The sequence below is a fragment of the Methylobacterium sp. yr668 genome (assembly GCF_900116245.1).
GTDB lineage: Bacteria > Pseudomonadota > Alphaproteobacteria > Rhizobiales > Beijerinckiaceae > Methylobacterium.
Window position 1 is genome coordinate 1 of the sequence record NZ_FOZY01000044.1, and the last position, 17,535, is coordinate 17,535.

A 17,535-nucleotide genomic window follows, 5' to 3' on the forward strand; every position below is an offset into this window, starting at 1 on the left:
TCCGTCCTACAGCCCTGATTTCAACCCGATTGAACAGGCCTTTGCGAAGCTGAAGGCTCTGCTACGCAGCGCGGCTGCGCGCACGATCCCGGATCTCTGGGCGGCGATCCGACAGGCCTTCACACGCTTCACTCCGCAGGAGTGCCGCAACTACCTCGCCGCAGCCGGCTACGAGGACGACTTGGCCGTCGCTACCTGACCGGGAACTGCTCTAGCACGGTTACACTGACTGCGCGGGGCAGGCTTTCGTTTGATCGTAGGGCCCGCCACGCTGCTAGACATACACTCAAGTTGGCGAGCGGCGGGGCGGGTGTCGAGACGGACCTTCCGCATGATCGGCACGTTGACTGATATGAACGCTCATCAAGCACCTGCGCCGGACGTCGCCCGCCTCGCTTTGACCGAGTCAGCCCTCGCTGCCGCCGACAGCCTCTGGCGAGCCGAGATGCAACGGAACTATGGGCCGGACGGGGTGCTGATTTACGCCTTTTCCCCGGAAGGCCAGGGCGGCCTCGGAACGACCCTTCGGCAGACCTATGAGGCTCGGCGTGTCGCGGTCGCGCTTTGGCGCCACGAGCGGCATCGGGCACCACGGTTGGCCTGATCCGTTGATCGGCTGTGCCTAGCTATCAACGTTGCGGCACGGCATCTCACCGGCTGCGATCAACGCACCGGTGATCGCCACCATCCGCCGTCCCTGATGACGGATCGCGTCCAAGTCCGACAGTCGTGGTGGACGGTTCTCTTTGCCGACGATGGCGGAGGCGCCGTACGGTGAGCCCGCCTCCAGCATCGCCTCATCGGTGTAGCCGGTCGGCAGGATCACCATGCCCAGATGCGCCATCGGGGCATACAGCGACAGCGTGACGACCTCCGAGCCGCCATGCGGCCAAGAGGCCGCCGCGAACGCACCGCCAACCTTGCCGGCCAAGGCGCCCCGCTTCCATTGCGGGCCGAGCAGGTCGAGAAAGTTCTTCAACTCGGTCGCCATGGCCCCGAAGTAGCTCGGCGTGCCGAACAGGATCGCGTCCGCCCATTCGGCATCGTCGTGCGTGGGCGCTTCGTACAGGGCGTTCTGCCGGGCTGCACTCTCGGTCCAGCCGTCGACCTTGGCCATCGCCGTCGCATCGACGACCTCTCGCGCCCTGCGCACGCGGACCTTTGCGCCCGCGGCTCGTGCAGCCTCTCCCGCGACAGTCGCGAGCGTCTCGACGCTGCCACTGCGCGAGTAGTAGACGATCAGCAGGCGTGTCGGATCGGATGTACGGTTGGCCACAGCATCCTCCTACGGATTGGCGCTATGGCCAGACGGTTGCAGATTGGGCGAGCCGGCGTGCGACCGCGTCAGGTTTCCGGAGAGCGATGAAGCATCTGCCGTATGGCTGATCGTTCGATGCGAGTTCGCCACCTGGCCGGCCATCAGCATGGTCAGCGCTGCCAACATCAATCCGATACCGCCAATCACTCCGTAAAAGACCGGCAGACCGGGGCCGCCATGCTGACCGTTCTGACTGGAATGCCGCTCTGCCACCTGAAAACCTCGCTGATCCACACTCGCGGACCCAAGGATGCAACGGGCTCTCAATCAGATAGGTCCTCCGCTGCGGCGCCATGACGGGCGGCCCGTCCAACCGCGGTATGTAGCCCCACGACCAACATGTTCGGGCCCACGATCTCGGAGAGGAAGGTGTCTGGGGTCATCGGGCCGATCCCACAGGGCGAGGGGTCTAGGCGCCGCCTCTGGCCTGAACCTCTACGATGGCAGCCGCCGAGCTGTGAGTTCTCAGATCGGTAGCTGCCGGAACCCGGCCTGTCGGTGCATCGGGATCTCGAACAGGAAAGGTGGCCTCAGGTTCTTCAGGAGGCCATCGATATCCGGCCAGCGCCAGATCAGCAGGGACGCCTGCTGATTGATCGGTGTCGTCTGATAGCCGGCGGCGAGGACGAGCCCCTTCAACCCGGCCTGCCGGAAGGCGGCACGTTCCGCCTTGTTCTTCTGGATGCGCTTGTCGCCGGTGATCACGAGCCAGTCGTCGCCCGTGCCCGCTAGATAGGCCATCCATTCGAGGTCCGCGGCATGCCGCCCGCACGGCAGATCCCGGATGTGGGACGCGCTTTCGTCTCGATGGTGGAGGTAGCCGTTCAAGGTCTCGGCGAGCACGGGGGTCGTGCAGTTGTCGAAGAAGACCCTCAAGCCGCCGACCGCAGATCCATCTCGCGGCGGAACACCAGGGCGCGCTTCACGGCGCGGACAGGCACGTCCCACACTCGGGCAGCCGCCTCCGGTGACCCTTCGGCCTCCACGGCGGACACGAGCGCGTCGACCGGGACAGAGGTCTCAGCCTCGATCGGTTGCCCGAAGGAGCGCGCCGGGTCGATCTTCACGGACTTGCTGCGCCCGAGCGGCCACCAGATCGCAGGGATGCCGGCCTCGTCGTAGTCGAGGTTGGTCAGGCTGCGCTCGAGGATGTCGCGGAAGGCGAACTGCTTCCGGAACAGGTCGATCAGCTTAGTCTGTCCGTCCTCCTCCACGACCTGGAGAAACACCGTTCGACCATCGGACCGGAAGCGCGCCGTCGACAGCGGGCGCGCATCGCCGACGACATCGCGAGCGAGCTCGACGGCTTGGCGCACGCGCTGCGGACTCAAGCCCTTCTCGATGAAGGTCGAGGCAACCCGGACCTCCTGCAGGTCCCGGAAGCCGAGGAAGATGCCCTCTTCGCCGAGGTCCACCTGCGGCTGCCACAGCGGCTCGTAGCGCTTGCCGTTGGCCTCGTGGCCGCGGAGCCAGCGAGAGATCTTCGCCGGTGCGATGCGCAGCAGTCGGCCGGCTTCAGCGGGCGTATAGAGCCCGATGCCGACAAGGCCGGTAGCCGGAGGTTGCACGTTCTGTCCCACAGTCACGTGGTCTGCCGAGAGTGGCCCAGCGTCAATAGGTTCTGTCGCCGCTCGGCTGACACCCCTGTCTCCCCACCCTGGTCGACGGTGCCCGCAGCCTGATCCGATCCCAATCAAACGGGCTGCGACGGCTCACGGGAATAGCGAGGTAGGATCCACCTCGGCCCCCCGTTAGTAGGCGTCAGCCGGTGATATTCAGGCCTCGCCGTCGGTCGACGGTCTTCGCCGCCGCCAGGGACGTCGTGGGCCCGGCGGACGGGGCTCCTTGTACGTCCAGGGCATCGTGCCGTTCGGCCGCCGCGGGATCTCCCGGGTCTTCTCCGGGCGCTCGGGACGTGGGCCTTGGCAGCCGCCGTCGCGCCAAGCTCGGAAGACGCGAGTGTAGACCCACTCCACCCAATCATGCTTGGCCCGCACGACCATGTCGGCCAAGACGCGCTGCGTTTCTTCGGGATCGAACAATGCGTGCCCGAGGCAGCTGACGGTCAGATCTCGAAAGTCCCGGGGCTCGGGAGCATCCGGCCGCGCCGCGAGGGAGAAGAGGAGCGCGTGCAGAGCTGCGCGGGCGACATCGTCTCGACTGGGCGTCCCGGCCGCGCGCCGTGCAGCCTTGCGCCGGGCCTCGACCTTCGCGTGGGCGTTCAGATCCTCCCCCCGAGCCCGGGGCATGCCCTTACGCGACAGGCGCCGCCCGGGAGTCCATTCGGGCTTCTTCGGACCCTTTTCAGGGGTCTCGTTCAGGTCGTGGTCGTTGCTCGACATGGTCAGCCTCCGCTTGAGAGGCCTCCCATTGATACGACATCGACGAAAAACCCAAACGGCGAGAGGGATGGCCGATCACCGTATGACCGGCGGAAGCAGCCGGTGACGCCTTCTCGATCAGCCGGTGACGTTCAGGGCGTTACGGATCCAACTCGTCATGACGGTCTGGCGAGTTGCGACGACGTCATGTCGAGCCATGGACAGGGGATCGGATCCGCTCGGACGGCTCTTCCAGAACGAAGAAACACCCCAGGAGCGGGAGCTCCCAGGGTGCTGCCGACCTCGCGGCCAGTTTGATCGAGCTGGGGATGCGAAGGTCAGCCGATCGGCTGCTCTTCGGCGGCGGAAGGCGATGAGGAGGACCAACTACCCCTCGCCTGCCGCCGCATCTCCCGGCACAGCCGCCGGGAGCAGCGCGATCGGATCTCAGTAGGAGCCGAACTTGTAGTTCAGGCCGGCGCGGACGACGGCGAACTCGTCGGAGCGGCGGCCGACGCCGGTGGTGACGACCGGCGTGAGGCTGGCAGCGTCGACGAGCAGGACGCCCTGGTTCCGGGTGCCGCGGTCGAGGTTGACGTACAGGCCTTCGACCTTGAGCGTCACGGCGCTCGAGCGGAAGAAGTTCAGGAACGAGTCGGTCGGCAGGGCGTACTCGATGCCACCGCCAGCGGCCCAGCCGGTGCGGAAGCTGTCGTTGCCGCGGAAACCACCGAAGGAGCGTTCAGCGCTGCCCGAGCCGTAGGCGAAGCCGCCGGTGCCGTACACGAGGGTGCGGTCGAAGGCGTAGCCGAGGCGGCCGCGCACGGTGCCGAAGTAGTCGAGGCTCGACAGGCCGCGCGGGTCGTTGACGATCAGACCGGGGGCGACGGCGCCGGAGATGAAGGCGTTGTTCCGGTCGCGGCCGAAATCGAGGTACTGAGCGTCAGCCTCGAAGCCGATCACGACACCCGAGCCCGGGGTGAACTGGTAGTTGTAGCCGATCTGGCCACCGCCGGAGAAGCCGTCCTGGCTGCGGTTGCGGAAGGAGGCGACGGTGCCCGGAGCCGCGTAGGGGAAGGGAACGGCGAAGACGTTGCCGGTCTTGCGGTCGCTAGCATCGAAGGCGTAGCCGGCGTTGATACCGAAGTAGGCGCCGGTCCAGGTGAAGACCGGGACGGGGGTGAAGATCGGCGGCGGGGCGGCGCGGCGCGGCAGATCCGCGGCTGAGGCGGCGGCGGTGAGGGCCGTGAAGGCGGCCAGTGAGGCCAGGAGCTTGGTCATAACGGAAGGTCCAAATTTCGATCTGGAGGTATGGCTACCGGTCCGTGACAGAAAAGGCTGTAGTTTTACGGACACACCATTCGGCGACGAGGTAGGGCGGCTTAGTAAACCGAATATGAAGGCATACGAGATCGGCGTAATACACTGCCTGATCCTCAGCCGGACGCCACAACATCTCAGAAGCGTTTTGGTTGCAGCCCGCTGTCACGTCGTCTGTCAGCTGTGGCCGAACGGCTACAGGATGGGGTAGGTGGTTCCCTGCAGAGTAGGACCCTCTCTGGGTTTTCGCCCCCTCCATGCCGATCCGACCTGAGCACCGCTTCTTCTACCCCATCGACTGGACGCAGCTCTCGGCCGTGATCCGGTTCGGCCGGGCCAAGGGCTGCTGTGAGGGCTGCGGACGGCCGCACGGGCGGGTGGTCTACCACCTCGGCGATGGGCGCTGGTGGGACGCGGATGCCGGCCGGTGGCGCGATGGCTGGGGCAGGCGGATCCGGATCGCTGCGGAAGCTGACATCCTCGGCCGCGCCCGTCGGACCCGCATTGTTCTGGCCACCGCTCATCGGGACCATGACACCTCGAACAACACGGACGCCAACCTCGCGGCCTTCTGTCAGCGATGCCACATGATCCACGACCGCCCGGAGCATAAGCGCAGGCGTTGGCGCACGTTGTTTCGGCGGAAGGCGCTCGGCGATCTGTTCGGTGGGCCGTACGCCTGAACATGCCACTGCGAGGGCGCTGGGAGTGTCTCTTAACACATCGGCCCGGAAAGCTTGAGCATAGATCTCCCTCAACGACGGCAGCCGCCGTCCATCCAATGGAGATCGTCATGTCCCTCTCATCCCGCCTCGTTCTGCTCAGCGGTGTCGTCGCTCCTGCCGGTGCCCTGCTCGTCGGAACCTATGTCGCCCTCGTCAGCCTCGCTCTGCCGATGCACTTTGTCTGAGGGTGAAGCTGCAGCTGCTCTGACGCAGGGCCGCTCTTTAGCCGCTTGCGGCACGCTGCTTTGAAACTTTGCCGCCGCTCATTACTGCGTTGTACGAGTGATGGCCATCAGAGACCTGCCGTGCGCTACCAAGCTCTCATTGCTGTCGCCCTCGCTGTCAGTGCGCAGGCCTTACCCTCTCGCGCACAGACCCAAGAGGAGCAGGCATTGGCCCTACTCCGAGCGTCCAGCGCGCAATCGGCCATTATCACTTTCTGTGGCAAGCACTACACGATCGACGGCACGACCGCGCTGCGGATCTCCCAGACCGCGCGAGACGTGGCCACCAAGGTGCTCGGCCAGGAGCGGGCGAACGCCGCTTTCAAGGACGAGCTGGCGCGGCGCTACGCCGAGGTGAAAGAGGTCGGTGAACAGCAGTGGTGCACCGACCAGCGCGACGAGCTGTCGGAGGGCGATGTGCGGATCTTCAAGAACTGAGGCACCGACTTGCACTCGACTCGCTGTTGCACGGCAGGCACGAGAGCGACCCTTGCTTGACGCCGGTCGGTTCGGCCCCGCCGCCTGATCTGATCACAGACGGCGGGGGAACCCCGGATCTCACCAGCGGCGAGCCTGACCGTTACGCAACGTGGCCCGGCAGCATGATGTTGGAGGCGGGTTAGCGAGCTGTCAGCGGGGCTGGCTTGGCGTTGTGCCGGAACAGGCCGCGCAGCAGCCGGAAGGGCAAGCGCAGCAACCTGTAGGCGGCGTGGGCAACCATGACAGCGAGGACAGCGAGAAGCGCTAGAATGGTATTGAGCAACGCAGGCACTCCGTGCAGCATGAATGCGGCAGGCCGCAGCCGCCATTGATGCCCAGGAGGCGCGCCGAACGCGGCGGGATTGTGAGCACCAAACCGTGCTCACTGGCATGGTCGATCAACCTTCTGCGGATCGGACCTGTGGCGTCGATGTACAATGACGATGACGCGCGGCGCGCCAATCCATAAGCCGGCAAAATGCCGAAGCCGCCAAAGCGCCGCGCCTATCTCGTGTCTGTAGCTCAGAGGCGTGAAGCTGTGCGCGTGTACGCCGTGCTGGCGACCGCGCCGGACGAGGCGCTGGAAGCCATCGCGCTGAAAGCACTGCCGACAGCACGGCTTGAGATCGTGGGCGGCCTGTCGCGCGATCTCGTGAAACGGTTACGTCTCAAGCCTTTGGAGCCGCTTTTGGTGTAGGCCTTGGGATCTGGCCGTTCGCAAGGGCTTTCCGCTTAGCCGTTCGAACTCCTCGCACGTCAGGCCTTAAATGTTCCCGCGAGCAGCGAAACCAGGAGGCAGCGCCGCAAGGCTAGGGTGAACGAATGGTTCACCATCTCCACGCAATTGCTCGGAACGCCTTGATCCTACCGCGATGTGACGACGTTCTACCGGCACACCCACCGGAGACACGCAGCCATGCTGATCCTCAATCCGCTCACCGGACAGATGGTCGAGGTTCGTGTCCCTCGGCCCGGGCCGAGGACCGCCTGATCCTCCTGGCAATGCGAGCCCACGCATAGCCGTCTCCCTGGCCGTAAGCGTGCGACCGGGTACCAGCAGCCACCGCCCCGCGGCATAAGCGCCGCCCGCCGTGAACCCCAGCGAACCGATGACCCTGGCCGACCTCGACAAGCCCGCCGAACTCACCGTGTAGCCCGGCCATGCGCCGGCCCATGTCGCCGACGCTCGCAGCTTCTCGACCCTGCGCGCGGCGCTGGCCGCCGCAGCCGAGGCGATCGACGCGGAGGACGCCAAGCCCTGGATTATCACCGAGGCCGGCGACATCCTGGCGCCCAATTGGATCAGGGCCAACACCGGCACATCTCGCCTGCAATAACGGGCCGTGGGCCGGCGCTCCGCGGTGTCCAGCTCCCCCGCTGCGCCGACCCTCACGCGACTGCCCAACCTAGGCATCACGGGCGCGGTGCAGAGGGCTGGTCTGCGAACCGCACCAAATGGGTCTTAGGCGTGGCCGTACAAATTCGAGCACGGCGCTCAGAATGGCGAGCGGTGAGACTGGGGCCGAGCCTTTCGCACGAATTCGGTCGCGTTCTGCGAAATTTTTATTGTGCAACGCAATGAGCAACTTATCATCTAAATAGCTCGTTTTCATAAAATAACTGAAATTTAACTGGATCCAATTCTTTTCTCAGATCTTGAATATATAGTCACGCAAACGATTTGTGTGCAGTGCGATAGAGACAGGAAACAATCAGAGATGTCAGCTGATTAATTTCTTATTTTCGTACGAAAGACCAATTTTTTAAATAGCAGGGCAGGAGAATACGATGACGACCATTCATAACGCCGCTCAGAACAAGCAAGACAGTCAATCTGACAAGGCTACCGACGCGATGAAGGCCAACATCAATAAATCTGCCGAGCAGAGCGCGCAGTTTACCGATGCCGCTCGCGAGGGTGTAAACAAGATCGTCGATCTCAACGAACGCGCAGCGGAGAACACCAAGCAATTCGTGCAGAGGGGCGTCGAGACGGCGTCCCATCAAGCGCGCGAAGCCACGGATCGCTTCTCCCGCACCCTTGGCTACACGGGCGAGGGTAGCGAGCGCTTGGCTCAGCAGTCCAAGCAGAACATGGAAGCAGTCGCTCGCTGCGGGACCGTGCTTACCCAGGCCTTCCAGGACACCTCACGGATCTGGCTGGAGCTGAGCCAGAAGCAGTGGCAGCGCAACCTCGACGGCATGAACAAGCTGGCTCGCGCTAGATCGGTGCAGGAGTACTCCGTGGTCCAGAGTGATCTCGTCCGTGAGGGGCTGCAGTCCATGGTTCAAGATTGCAAAGCCATCACCGAGACCTCGGTGCGCGCCATGGAGGAGGCCAGCAAGACCTTCTCCGGCATCGCGCCGCAGGGATCAGCTGGTCCGCGCTGAGGCGCCAGACCTCGGGGTCGAGTGATAATCCTCGATCCCACAACGAACACGTGGGCGGTCGGTTTGGCCGCCCTTTTTGTTTGTCTCAGCCACATCGGTTCTAACACGGTGTGGCGTGGAGTACGCGATGTACAACCCATTTGCCATTACCTTACTCGCTCTTGAGGCGCAAAAAGTCGTCGAACTACGCCTTGTGAAACTCGCCTGGGGCGGCGTTGAAGGGCGGTTGGAGGCACAAAGGATGGTGAGCGAGAAGATCACCGCCTTCGTCGAGGCCTCAGGCACACTGATGAAGGGAGGCTCTGCCGACGTGGTTATCGCTAGATACCGTGAGCACGTTGCTGCGAATACGAAACGTCTTACTGCTACCTGATCAAGCTTGCTCATCCTGCTCTTTGTGCCACCGCCAAGGCGGCGCGTGTGGCCGGGTCCTCGCCAAGGTTCAATAGCGTCCGCCCTGTCGAACGCTCTCAGACCCTCACCGCATAGCTCGGCCCGTCCTACCGCCCGCGAGAATTCTCACAGGATCGCTTCGGCCAAAGTCGACCGCTGCCCCTCGGCAGCCCTTCGACGGTGCCGTATCCACAACCTGCCTTTGTGGATCTCCCTTACCCGTGGGGTGCATCGTTTTGCACCCTATGCCGCCCAAGAGCGCCGGAGCTGCCGAGCGCCCTCCTCGCCGGAGCCACTGCAGCCACTCCCGGCTGATGATCCGGAGCACGTTCGGGTCATTCTTGCGGCCCTGGTGGCGCCGCTCCTGGATGGTCAGGAGCCCATCACCCTCAGCTAGCCGGATCGCTCCTTGCGCCAGCCGCCGGCAGACGCCTGCCCGTGCCGCGATGGCGTCGATGCAAAGCCCGCAGGCGCCCTGCCGGTCCATCTCGTCGCCGACGATCCGCAGGACCGCGAGCTGCCCGGTTGTGAACCGGCTCGCCAACGCAGGCGGCATTGGGCCGGAGCAGGCCAGCCGCCGTCGGCGCTCGATCGTCACGGATCGCTCAGGAGCCCTCTGGAGACGCTTGGGCGGGAACAGCGTCACTCGGCCGAGCGGAATGCCGACGGGCACCACGGCCTCGCGGATCGTAGCCCTGCGGGTGTGCAGCGCCTCAGCCAAGCCCTGCGCCTCTGAGTCGGTCACGGTCTCGGCGGCGTGGGCCTGCCAGATGGTGCGCGACAGGCTGTCGAGCTGCGCGAGCGTGCGCGCGCCCTCGATCGCCGACCGCATGGTGGCGTGAAACATCGGTCCCGGTCCCTCACGGGCCGCGGCTAGGGTCCAGGCAAAGCCTTCCCGGTGCGAAAAGCGGTGCTTTCGCTTGACTCCCGAGGGGAGTTCGTGGCTTGTGGGGAGCTGTGAACGCGGCCCCACCAGGCCCCAGGTTTTTCGACAGCCTCGTCCTTGCCGGGACGGGGCTGTTGGCTTTTCAGGGTCTATCTCGCGGCGCTGATCTCTCCTGATGCCGGCTCACGACTCGCCGAAGCGAGCCCGGCCGTGACCGCCCATGTCGGCCGGGCGGCACTGTTAAGTCAACGTTGAAGGGCTCGGCTATGACGAAGCTCGAACGGATCAACGACTCCATCGGCCTGCTCCTGGAGAGCATCCGCCAAGGCTGGTTCGACCTCGCAACGAAGCCGCTCTCCAATGAGGGCAGGACGCGAGAGCGCGAGGCCATAGCGCGCTATGAGGCCGAGTTGCTCAAGCTGCTGCCGCTGCGGGACAGCTTGCGAGCCTTTGGCGACGGTGGCGATCCGGAGCGGTAGATCCGATCAGTGTGACGTTGCCTGCACCTGCATGGAGTGCAGTGGCTCTAGCGGGTCCCGCCATCTCTGTCTGATCCCAGCGAAAAAACAGGGACGCCGATCCTTATGGTCGATCCCCATACGGTGGAACATCCACCAGCGTACCGATCAGGCGCAGCAGAGCCTGATGCTCCGGTCCCCCGGCGCTTCCGCGTAGGAAGGCGCCCAGCTCGATGTGGGACAGCCGCCCTCCAGAGGGAGCATTCGGCTGATGGATGACAAAAGCTCGACCGCTCTCGGGCTCTCGTCCGAGATACCACGTATCTCCGTTCGGGCTTCGGTACAGTTCTCGCCGCTCGGTCATAAATCTGCACCTGGCTCTGAATGGCGCAAGGTACGCCAAAGAGAAGGGCTGCGGCAGTGTCCACGACCCGAATAGCGCATGCCTGGTGACGCCCTCAGCCAAGGCAACGTTTTAGGGGGCGCCTAAGGGAGCCCGGAAATCGCTCGAGACCCTGCGTGACCGGTGATGGTTGCGAACAGGCCTCCTGTGCGTTGAGGATTGAGCGCCCCAGCCCCGGCCGGCGCACATGCGCACCGTGGGAACACCGATGAGCGGGCAGAGCGACAACACGATCCGTCTAGAAGGCCGCTACGGTAGCTCGGCTGATGAACCAGAACCTCTCACCCTGCGGTGCAACTTGGTCACGTACCGGGATGCGGCGTTCAAGGAGACGAAGGGCGCGGACGGTTCGGTCATGCGGTCAGTGGTGGAGCAACCGTCGCTTATGGTCTCGGGTCTACCCACCGGCTTCAACCCGGCGATGGGCGACTGGACCCATATCGTCTCCAACCTGCTGCCGAATGGGCAGGGGGAACTCCGCAGCATCATGCCGCTGGGTAGCGACAGGGCTCGGTTCGTCATCAAGTTTGAGAGCTGACGGTGGTCCGCTCCTGTGCTGGCCCTCTCGGATGTGCTCCAAGTAGCTGAGAGGGCTCGCAATGCGTTGAGCGTTAAACGCAGCTTGCACACGTGCTCGGCACGGGAGGGCCAATGAGCCCGCAGGACGCAAACACCATCCGCTTGGAGGGCCGCTTCGTCGGTCGTGCCGACACCCCCTCCGTGACGCTGAAGTGCAGCGCGGTCGCATTCCGTGAGGCGGAGTACAGCACACGAACGGGGGCGGACGGCTCCACCATGCGCCTGATGATCGTGGAGCCTTCCCTGTTCGCGATCGGAGTGCCCTTGGGCTTGGTCGCTTCGGCCTGAGCCGGTCAGCCGCTGCCAACCTGATGACGTGGCTTGCTGCCTGAAACCCTTTGTCATCGTGCCGGCGGCGTCAGCCGCCCGCCGTCAGGCGGGACCGACGCTTTCGCTACAATCGCGGCATCTCGCACGAGCCGCGAACGCAGCTACTCAACGGTTCGAAACCGCGTCGGCGGCAGATGGGGACCAGGCGTGGTCGCGTCCTGCTGATAGAAGGTCCGCCGGTCGCTGGTCACCACCTCGGCGACATCGTCGATCGCGTCGATCACCTTCGAGGCCGCATTGTAGAGTGGCCCCTGCGGCTTGGCTCGGGTCAGGACCAGGACGCACTGCTGCCGCCAGCGTCGAACCTCCTCCAGGAAGGCGACCTCCTCGGCCCGCACGAAGACCCCTCGCCTCGCCATTCTGCTGCTCCGTACCGCCCGGCGGGGATATGGAACGCCTGCAGAACATAGCGAGGTGGGTGGCCGAGAACGCCGGCATCAACCGGCCGTGTGTCACAGCCAGACGCGAACAGAGCAACACTCGTTGACGGGCCGTTAACCATGCGGGGTCATGCTGCCGACAGCGATCGGTCGGGGAGCCGAGCGACGGCAGAGCAGCTCTATGGCCTACCCCCCTGGCCTCGGTGCGGCCTCCCCGTCGCAGTCACGCATTCCTAGCGTGGGCCGCTATTCTCGGACCTGACGCCGTGCACGAGGCTCGCCAGATAGATGGCGGATGCGATCACGGCGCAAACCATGAGTCCGAGAGCTTGAACGGTTGGCAAGGTCATACGGCGATCATGTCTTCGGACTGTGGCGAGAGTGTTTCACTGAGCGGCTGGACAATCACGAGCCAGCGATAAGACGCGGCCCTCTAAACGGGGAAGCGGCCTGGAGCTATTCTTCTCGACAATGAGCCATCTACCGGCAGCAAGTCCGGTTATACGGCTTATGCGGCCTGAGCACCGACTGAAGACACGGTTAGCGGTCGTCGCAGGTATCGACCCGACCACCGCACGGGTCATGGACCTGCACGAGCGACTCGATTGAGCCGGCCCGATGTGCCGCAAGCACCTCGTTGCAAACCACGCGTGCCTCAGCGGATGTGGCATAAGTCTCGGCTGGGCGCTCCAAATGCAGATCACCGTCGGGCGAGAAGATAAGTGCACGGACGGAATAGGAAAGTGCTGGCATCGCATGACCTCACGCGTCGCGCAAAATGACAACGCGATATGTCCGGCATTGGCACCGTAGCGATCATGGTAGCAGATAGCCGACCGCTGGTCCAAACCTCACCACTACCGCGGTCGCGAGTAGGGTGTAAATTGCCCAGCGAAACCCGAGATCTGGATCGTGATGCGATGGCACCCGCGTATGGCGATCCATTTGGGCCTCCATCCGACAGCAATGCAAAAATCACCGGCCGTGAACAGAGTCACGAACCGGCGATTGTTGTAATGCGGTGCGGTACGCACGCCGCACCGCAGCCCCTCTCGGGGCGTTTCCTCCCTAGACTTGGACCGCCCATTCGTGAGCGGTCTTTTCTGCCCAGGTCTATGTCAACATAAATATTCCAGCATAGTTCCCGGCAATCACGCTCAATATTCAAGCTTGTCGGTTGTTCAACGATCCGCGATCATAATTGTGGCAGGGTCATACGGCCGATCGTGCCGGTCGGTTGTGGCGAGCATATTGCCGGATATCGGTAGGGCAATCACGAGCTAGAGATAGGGCGCCACTTCCCGGAATGGGGGACGGTGCACACGGAGGATTAACCGCCGCTTGCACACCTAGGACCGGGGCATTACGCCGGGCGCTCAGGTAACTGCCATGCTTTGGTCCTGCCTGATCCTCGTTGCCGAACAGGCGTTCGTGCCCGCGCAGTGAGAGCGCGCCTCCGTGCGAAGGGAGCCGGTTCTAGAAGGGCTCGTGCTCGGTGTCGTGGGCGCCGTCGTCGCCACTGGGACGCTCGTATTCTCAATGGGAGCTATCGAGATCAGCGGCATAACCCACTGCGTGGACTGGCAACGAAGGCACGACCTGCTGCGGCTGGACGATGGGCCGCTACCGTCTCTTGTCCCTGAGCGCCCCAGCCTTCAGCTGCTCAAGCACCATGCTACCACTTCCGGTCGAACCGCCAGGCTGTAGAACGATGGGCAACGCCGGTCCGTCCAATCTCAGCCTGGACCGACCGGCATTGCCGACTGGCATCCCGATCCAGGACCAGACCGTGGACCGCTGTTGAGGCCCAACTAACTGTCCTGTCTTATCCTGGGTCTCGGGCCGCATTGCGTACTGGCCCCGATCGTGAGGAACGGCACCAAGCCCCGCCGCTCGCTCTCGCCCCTTCGCTGCGGTATGAAGACGGCCAAGCGGAGGATTTTCTATGAAAACCAGCACCGATTTTATAGCATCACTCAAGCATGAGCATGCTCGTCTGGGCCGATTGCTAGGGGTAATCGACAATGGCCTCTGGTGGACAAAGGAAGATCCAGGCCGCATCAAGACCGAAGAACTACAGCACCAGGCTGAAATCATCAGAACCGCAATAGATGAAATTGAGCGCGTCGTAGGCCAGATCGGAAGCTAATCCCCTTCAGCGACCGGTCAGCCCCGGCGCCGTTGGGCCCCGCGATAGCGCCATTGTCAGCATCCAATCGGACAAGCGGCGCCATCCGGATTGTGGCTCATCCCACCGTTCGCTTGAGTTTTAGGCTGAGCCGAGAGATCGATACCGTCCGCTACCTCTGGTAGCGCTTGGAGGAGGTCAGCAGACACCGCGTCCCTTGGAAGACCTCGGCCATAAACATTCGCGACGATGGACCAAAATTCCGGCCTAGAGCCCTCAGGGATTTGGGCGAGCCTCCTGTCAATCATAGCCCGTGCAAGCGCGGAAAATTTATGAACGTCTTTAGGTGAAATTTCAAGCCGAGCTGGCATTGCAGAGTCCTCGGGGACCGAGAATTGCCGGGTCCACCAGATTAACTTCCCCGACACACGATTGGATGCACGCTCCCGCCGAGCGACAGGAGATTTCCTACAACGCCGAGGCAGGCTGGCGCCGCAACAAGGAGAGCGCCGCCAACCTGAAGACCGCCTGAGCCGCGCCGAACCAATCCGGAAGCCGATGGCGCCACCTTGGCTGTGGTGTCATCGCGCATGATTTGGCATAGCGTGCGGATGGTCGATCCCGTCCCGCACCCCTACTCCATCGAGGTCTCGCCGCTTACCAAGCCGGAGGGCCACTTCCAGTGGGCAATTCGCAAAAGCGGCAAGCTGATCGAGCGCTCCGACCGCCCCCACCGCAGCGAGGCAAAGGCCTTCGAAAGCGCCATGGAGGCCGTCGAGCGGGCCATGAAACCGGGAGCCGATGGCGGCCGTCGCTGAGGCGCGTCGATAGGGCATGGGCTGCACAGCTTGCCACAGTGCTACTGGTGGCGCCCTGAAACCCCGATAGGGGCCTTCACCGATGCCATCAGACAAGCGCGCCGACATCCGCTCAGCTCAGCGCTGGTCCGTGCCTGAGCGGCCGCCGGCATCGCGCCGCGGGCGTAGAAACTGGGTGGTCCGCTGGATCGGTGCCGCTAAAAGGCGAGCCTCCAAACCAGTCCCGGCGGAGAGATTGGCCAGCGCCCAAATCATTCAGTTGAGCTGGGCCGACACCTTCGGTCGGCCAGTACCCATTGCTCCAGCCCGCCTCTTACAGTTTGCGGGAGCCTTGGTGCCGCTGATGACCCTTTAAGGGCAGCAGAACGGCGGCTTGCCTGGGCCGTCGATCCACACCGCTCTCCTACGCTGAGCGACGCGCTCCCGGCACGCCCAATCCAATCGCCTTCGCGAGTGCAGAGCGCTGGGCGGCGTAGCTCGGGGCGGTCATCGGGTAATCTGCTGGAAGCCCGAAGCGCTCGCGGTAGCTCTTCGGATCGAGCCCGTGGCTCGTGAGGTGACGCTTGAGCGTCTTGTAGGCCTTGCCGTCGATGAAGCTGACGATCCCGTCGTGCCGGACCGACTTGCGGATCTGGGCAGGGGTCGGCTTCTCGACAGTGCGTTCAGCAGCCGCCTCGCTCGATAGGCTGGGTGTGCCGTCGGCCAGTCCGGCTATGGCCGCGTGCACATTGACGATCAATCCAGGGAGTTCGGCAACCGGAACCGGGTTGTTCGAGACGTAAGCGGCTACAAGTTCGCATACTAACTCAATGACGATCGAGCTACGATCTAAGGTTTCTTCCACCACTTCATCGGTTCCCAACTTAATCTGCGATCCCCCGATGATGCATCTGAGCGGCTGCTGCAACCCTGACTAGGGCAATTGCCGGTGGCATGCTCGTAATCCTATCGCTCGACTAACCCTCCCCGATCCCGCTCACCTGAGCCCAGGCGAGACGATGGGGCGCTCTTGCTGGCATCGCAGCTACTGAAGCCGCTCAGGGCCATCCATCAGGCCGAGCCGCAGGGCGAGCACTATGACCGCGCCGTCCGCGAAAGTCTCTCGATTGATCAGCCAGAGCGGGTAGTCGTTGCTCCAGGGCTCGACGGCGTAGCCGCAAGCGCGGAGCGCATGAACCGCTTCGAACAGGACGTCGTCGACGACGGTCATGCCGCGCCCATCTGCGCTCGCGTCTCAGTCACGCTGGTCGGCTTCCCTATCCGCAATCGCTCGTAGAGCTTCTACGGCGCGGCGGCGCCCCTCCTGTGTCTTGATCATGGACCACAGGCGCAGACACTCTTCCGTATCGACGGACGAGCTACTGGTGAAGAACCGCTCAACGGGCACGCCGAGCGCATCAGCGATCCGTTCCAGTATGAACCGATCGGGCTCAGCGGATTTTACCATGATGACCCGCACGATCGTCGTAGGATATTGTTCCCCGGAACTTCAATTTTGACCTTCATGTCAGCGGCTTATACGATGTAAATTGGACAAATTTCAAGGAAAACTATATTTCTGGCATCTGGCGCTCGGGCTTCAGCGTCACGGTAAGACTGAAGCCGAGGAGTGCTGTGAATGATTTTTGTCACGAAAGCGGACGGCGGCGTGAGCTACGTCAGTCCCGAGTGGACTGCCTTCACCGGCCAAGCAGCTGCCAAAGCCGTAGGACACGGATGGTTCGCCTGCATGCATCCTGAGGATCGCGAGGCCGCCGTCACCTTCCTGCGCAGCGCCCGTGATCAGCAGAGCGAGTACAGCCTCCGCACTCGCCTGCGCCGAGCCAATGGCAGCTACGCCTGGGTAATGATCGGCGCCGTGCCGTCCTACGGACCACCTGACCGTACCTTCCTAGGCTACCTCGGTTCCGTGACGGAGATCGCCGTCAGCGGTTCAGAGCCGTTGAGCGCCTACGGCACCCTCTCGCGCTTCGTCCCGCCACCCATGAGCCCGACGACTCCGCCAGGCTCGGCCCTGGAGGCCGTAGCTGACTACCTGCTGATCGCTCACGGGCTCATTGAGCAGGACCATGCCAAGGAGATGCTGCCCGTGCTGAGGCAGGCATTGATGGTGGCGGGTATGCTGCTGGCCCGGAACATGAGTTCGGTCGATCCAGGCGCACGAGCCCATTAGGGCCTGCTTCCGCTGCTATGATGGCCATGGGCCGGCGCTCTGCGGTGTCCAATTCCCCCGCCACGCCGACCCTCGCGCGACAGCCCGGCCTAGGCTTCACGGGTCAGGAGCGGAGAACTGGTCCGCACCAGCCTGTCGTCGCACGTCCGCCCACAACAGCGCCGTGTGGCGTCGCGAACGCCTCGGGCACATCAGCAGGGGGAAGCGT

The 17,535-nt window shown here is 63.7% G+C and carries 22 protein-coding genes and 1 pseudogene; 13 read left to right on the plus strand and 10 right to left on the minus strand.

What is annotated here, in order from left to right:
- Positions 1-199: pseudogene (locus tag BM419_RS28625) on the plus strand (IS630 family transposase); the annotation flags it as partial.
- Between the two features lie 132 nt (positions 200-331).
- Positions 332-604 carry a hypothetical protein gene (locus tag BM419_RS28630; protein ID WP_244492137.1) on the plus strand — a complete coding sequence of 91 codons (273 nt, stop codon included), beginning with the start codon at positions 332-334 and terminating at the stop codon, positions 602-604.
- Positions 605-622: 18 nt separating this feature from the next.
- On the opposite strand, the gene wrbA is transcribed toward BM419_RS28630, so the two are convergent.
- The 6 genes from wrbA to BM419_RS28650 form a co-directional block, all read right to left on the minus strand.
- Positions 623-1,276: an NAD(P)H:quinone oxidoreductase gene (wrbA, locus tag BM419_RS28635; protein ID WP_091928434.1), complete on the minus strand. Its 654-nt coding sequence runs from the start codon at positions 1,274-1,276 to the stop codon at positions 623-625.
- A 9-nt stretch (positions 1,277-1,285) separates the two neighbouring features.
- On the minus strand, positions 1,286-1,531 hold the full coding sequence (locus BM419_RS32135; protein ID WP_139257152.1) for a hypothetical protein: 246 nt from the start codon (positions 1,529-1,531) through the stop codon (positions 1,286-1,288).
- 252 nt (positions 1,532-1,783) lie between these two features.
- Positions 1,784-2,194 (minus strand): PIN-like domain-containing protein, encoded by a 411-nt coding sequence (locus tag BM419_RS28640; RefSeq protein WP_056530966.1) that lies wholly within the window; start codon positions 2,192-2,194, stop codon positions 1,784-1,786.
- The gene (locus BM419_RS28645; protein ID WP_244492129.1) at positions 2,191-2,898 is read right to left on the minus strand and encodes a hypothetical protein; all 708 of its coding nucleotides are present in this window, start codon (positions 2,896-2,898) and stop codon (positions 2,191-2,193) included. The genes BM419_RS28640 and BM419_RS28645 overlap by 4 nt, the downstream gene beginning before the upstream one ends.
- Before the next feature lie 195 nt (positions 2,899-3,093).
- Entirely contained in the window at positions 3,094-3,660 is a 567-nt protein-coding gene (locus BM419_RS32140; RefSeq protein WP_139257153.1) for a hypothetical protein, read from the minus strand.
- Between the two features lie 426 nt (positions 3,661-4,086).
- Entirely contained in the window at positions 4,087-4,920 is an 834-nt protein-coding gene (locus BM419_RS28650; RefSeq protein WP_091928435.1) for an outer membrane protein, read from the minus strand.
- A gap of 296 nt (positions 4,921-5,216) precedes the next feature.
- Between BM419_RS28650 and BM419_RS28655 the strand changes: the two genes are divergently transcribed.
- The 5 genes from BM419_RS28655 to BM419_RS28680 all read left to right on the plus strand — a co-directional run bounded on the left by BM419_RS28655 (position 5,217) and on the right by BM419_RS28680 (position 9,152).
- On the plus strand, positions 5,217-5,642 hold the full coding sequence (locus BM419_RS28655; protein WP_091928436.1) for a hypothetical protein: 426 nt from the start codon (positions 5,217-5,219) through the stop codon (positions 5,640-5,642).
- Between the two features lie 347 nt (positions 5,643-5,989).
- Positions 5,990-6,346 (plus strand): hypothetical protein, encoded by a 357-nt coding sequence (locus tag BM419_RS28660; protein ID WP_091928437.1) that lies wholly within the window; start codon positions 5,990-5,992, stop codon positions 6,344-6,346.
- Between the two features lie 586 nt (positions 6,347-6,932).
- The gene (locus tag BM419_RS28665) at positions 6,933-7,085 is read left to right on the plus strand and encodes a hypothetical protein (protein WP_244540903.1); all 153 of its coding nucleotides are present in this window, start codon (positions 6,933-6,935) and stop codon (positions 7,083-7,085) included.
- A 1,091-nt stretch (positions 7,086-8,176) separates the two neighbouring features.
- Complete coding sequence (locus BM419_RS28675) at positions 8,177-8,779, plus strand: phasin family protein (RefSeq protein ID WP_091928438.1); 603 nt, start codon at positions 8,177-8,179, stop codon at positions 8,777-8,779.
- A gap of 127 nt (positions 8,780-8,906) precedes the next feature.
- Positions 8,907-9,152, plus strand: a complete 246-nt coding sequence (locus BM419_RS28680; protein WP_091928439.1) for a hypothetical protein — start codon at positions 8,907-8,909, stop codon at positions 9,150-9,152.
- Positions 9,153-9,257: 105 nt separating this feature from the next.
- On the opposite strand, the gene BM419_RS32650 is transcribed toward BM419_RS28680, so the two are convergent.
- Positions 9,258-10,019, minus strand: coding sequence for a hypothetical protein (locus tag BM419_RS32650; protein WP_175556401.1), 762 nt, complete (start codon positions 10,017-10,019; stop codon positions 9,258-9,260).
- Positions 10,020-10,324: 305 nt separating this feature from the next.
- Here BM419_RS32650 and BM419_RS28690 point away from each other — a divergent pair, with 305 nt between their 5' ends.
- The 3 genes from BM419_RS28690 (at position 10,325) to BM419_RS28705 (ending at position 11,786) form a co-directional block, all read left to right on the plus strand.
- A complete protein-coding gene (locus BM419_RS28690; RefSeq protein ID WP_091928440.1) occupies positions 10,325-10,537 on the plus strand; it encodes a hypothetical protein in 213 nt (70 codons plus the stop codon).
- Between the two features lie 590 nt (positions 10,538-11,127).
- Positions 11,128-11,457, plus strand: a complete 330-nt coding sequence (locus tag BM419_RS28700; protein ID WP_020095967.1) for a hypothetical protein — start codon at positions 11,128-11,130, stop codon at positions 11,455-11,457.
- Positions 11,458-11,570: 113 nt separating this feature from the next.
- Positions 11,571-11,786: a hypothetical protein gene (locus BM419_RS28705; RefSeq protein WP_091928443.1), complete on the plus strand. Its 216-nt coding sequence runs from the start codon at positions 11,571-11,573 to the stop codon at positions 11,784-11,786.
- 143 nt (positions 11,787-11,929) lie between these two features.
- Here the strand turns inward: BM419_RS28705 and BM419_RS28710 are convergent, their stop codons facing one another.
- Positions 11,930-12,187: a hypothetical protein gene (locus BM419_RS28710; RefSeq protein ID WP_091928444.1), complete on the minus strand. Its 258-nt coding sequence runs from the start codon at positions 12,185-12,187 to the stop codon at positions 11,930-11,932.
- 1,966 nt (positions 12,188-14,153) lie between these two features.
- Between BM419_RS28710 and BM419_RS28715 the strand changes: the two genes are divergently transcribed.
- Both BM419_RS28715 and BM419_RS28720 read left to right on the plus strand, forming a co-directional pair.
- Positions 14,154-14,357, plus strand: a complete 204-nt coding sequence (locus tag BM419_RS28715) for a hypothetical protein (protein WP_091928445.1) — start codon at positions 14,154-14,156, stop codon at positions 14,355-14,357.
- 590 nt (positions 14,358-14,947) lie between these two features.
- Positions 14,948-15,154, plus strand: a complete 207-nt coding sequence (locus BM419_RS28720) for a hypothetical protein (protein ID WP_091928457.1) — start codon at positions 14,948-14,950, stop codon at positions 15,152-15,154.
- 403 nt (positions 15,155-15,557) lie between these two features.
- Here the strand turns inward: BM419_RS28720 and BM419_RS28725 are convergent, their stop codons facing one another.
- Together BM419_RS28725 and BM419_RS28730 are read right to left on the minus strand one after the other, a co-directional pair.
- Positions 15,558-16,001: a Ros/MucR family transcriptional regulator gene (locus tag BM419_RS28725; protein WP_091928446.1), complete on the minus strand. Its 444-nt coding sequence runs from the start codon at positions 15,999-16,001 to the stop codon at positions 15,558-15,560.
- Positions 16,002-16,178: 177 nt separating this feature from the next.
- A complete protein-coding gene (locus BM419_RS28730; RefSeq protein ID WP_091928447.1) occupies positions 16,179-16,364 on the minus strand; it encodes a hypothetical protein in 186 nt (61 codons plus the stop codon).
- Positions 16,365-16,772: 408 nt separating this feature from the next.
- Between BM419_RS28730 and BM419_RS28740 the strand changes: the two genes are divergently transcribed.
- On the plus strand, positions 16,773-17,327 hold the full coding sequence (locus BM419_RS28740; protein ID WP_091928449.1) for a PAS domain-containing protein: 555 nt from the start codon (positions 16,773-16,775) through the stop codon (positions 17,325-17,327).
- Positions 17,328-17,535 lie beyond the last annotated feature (208 nt).

What these genes read in the sequence shown, in the direction of transcription:
- BM419_RS28680 (WP_091928439.1), top strand. Translation starts at nt 8,907, where the DNA reads ATGTACAACCCATTTGCCATTACCTTACTCGCTCTTGAGGCGCAAAAA.
- BM419_RS28730 (WP_091928447.1), bottom strand. Translation starts at nt 16,364, where the DNA reads ATGACCGTCGTCGACGACGTCCTGTTCGAAGCGGTTCATGCGCTCCGC.
- BM419_RS28655 (WP_091928436.1), top strand. Translation starts at nt 5,217, where the DNA reads ATGCCGATCCGACCTGAGCACCGCTTCTTCTACCCCATCGACTGGACG.
- BM419_RS32650 (WP_175556401.1), bottom strand. Translation starts at nt 10,019, where the DNA reads ATGTTTCACGCCACCATGCGGTCGGCGATCGAGGGCGCGCGCACGCTC.
- BM419_RS28650 (WP_091928435.1), bottom strand. Translation starts at nt 4,920, where the DNA reads ATGACCAAGCTCCTGGCCTCACTGGCCGCCTTCACGGCCCTCACCGCC.
- BM419_RS28720 (WP_091928457.1), top strand. Translation starts at nt 14,948, where the DNA reads ATGGTCGATCCCGTCCCGCACCCCTACTCCATCGAGGTCTCGCCGCTT.
- BM419_RS28700 (WP_020095967.1), top strand. Translation starts at nt 11,128, where the DNA reads ATGAGCGGGCAGAGCGACAACACGATCCGTCTAGAAGGCCGCTACGGT.
- BM419_RS28715 (WP_091928445.1), top strand. Translation starts at nt 14,154, where the DNA reads ATGAAAACCAGCACCGATTTTATAGCATCACTCAAGCATGAGCATGCT.
- BM419_RS28690 (WP_091928440.1), top strand. Translation starts at nt 10,325, where the DNA reads ATGACGAAGCTCGAACGGATCAACGACTCCATCGGCCTGCTCCTGGAG.
- BM419_RS28710 (WP_091928444.1), bottom strand. Translation starts at nt 12,187, where the DNA reads ATGGCGAGGCGAGGGGTCTTCGTGCGGGCCGAGGAGGTCGCCTTCCTG.
- BM419_RS32140 (WP_139257153.1), bottom strand. Translation starts at nt 3,660, where the DNA reads ATGTCGAGCAACGACCACGACCTGAACGAGACCCCTGAAAAGGGTCCG.
- BM419_RS28740 (WP_091928449.1), top strand. Translation starts at nt 16,773, where the DNA reads ATGATTTTTGTCACGAAAGCGGACGGCGGCGTGAGCTACGTCAGTCCC.
- BM419_RS28705 (WP_091928443.1), top strand. Translation starts at nt 11,571, where the DNA reads ATGAGCCCGCAGGACGCAAACACCATCCGCTTGGAGGGCCGCTTCGTC.
- BM419_RS28630 (WP_244492137.1), top strand. Translation starts at nt 332, where the DNA reads ATGATCGGCACGTTGACTGATATGAACGCTCATCAAGCACCTGCGCCG.
- BM419_RS28675 (WP_091928438.1), top strand. Translation starts at nt 8,177, where the DNA reads ATGACGACCATTCATAACGCCGCTCAGAACAAGCAAGACAGTCAATCT.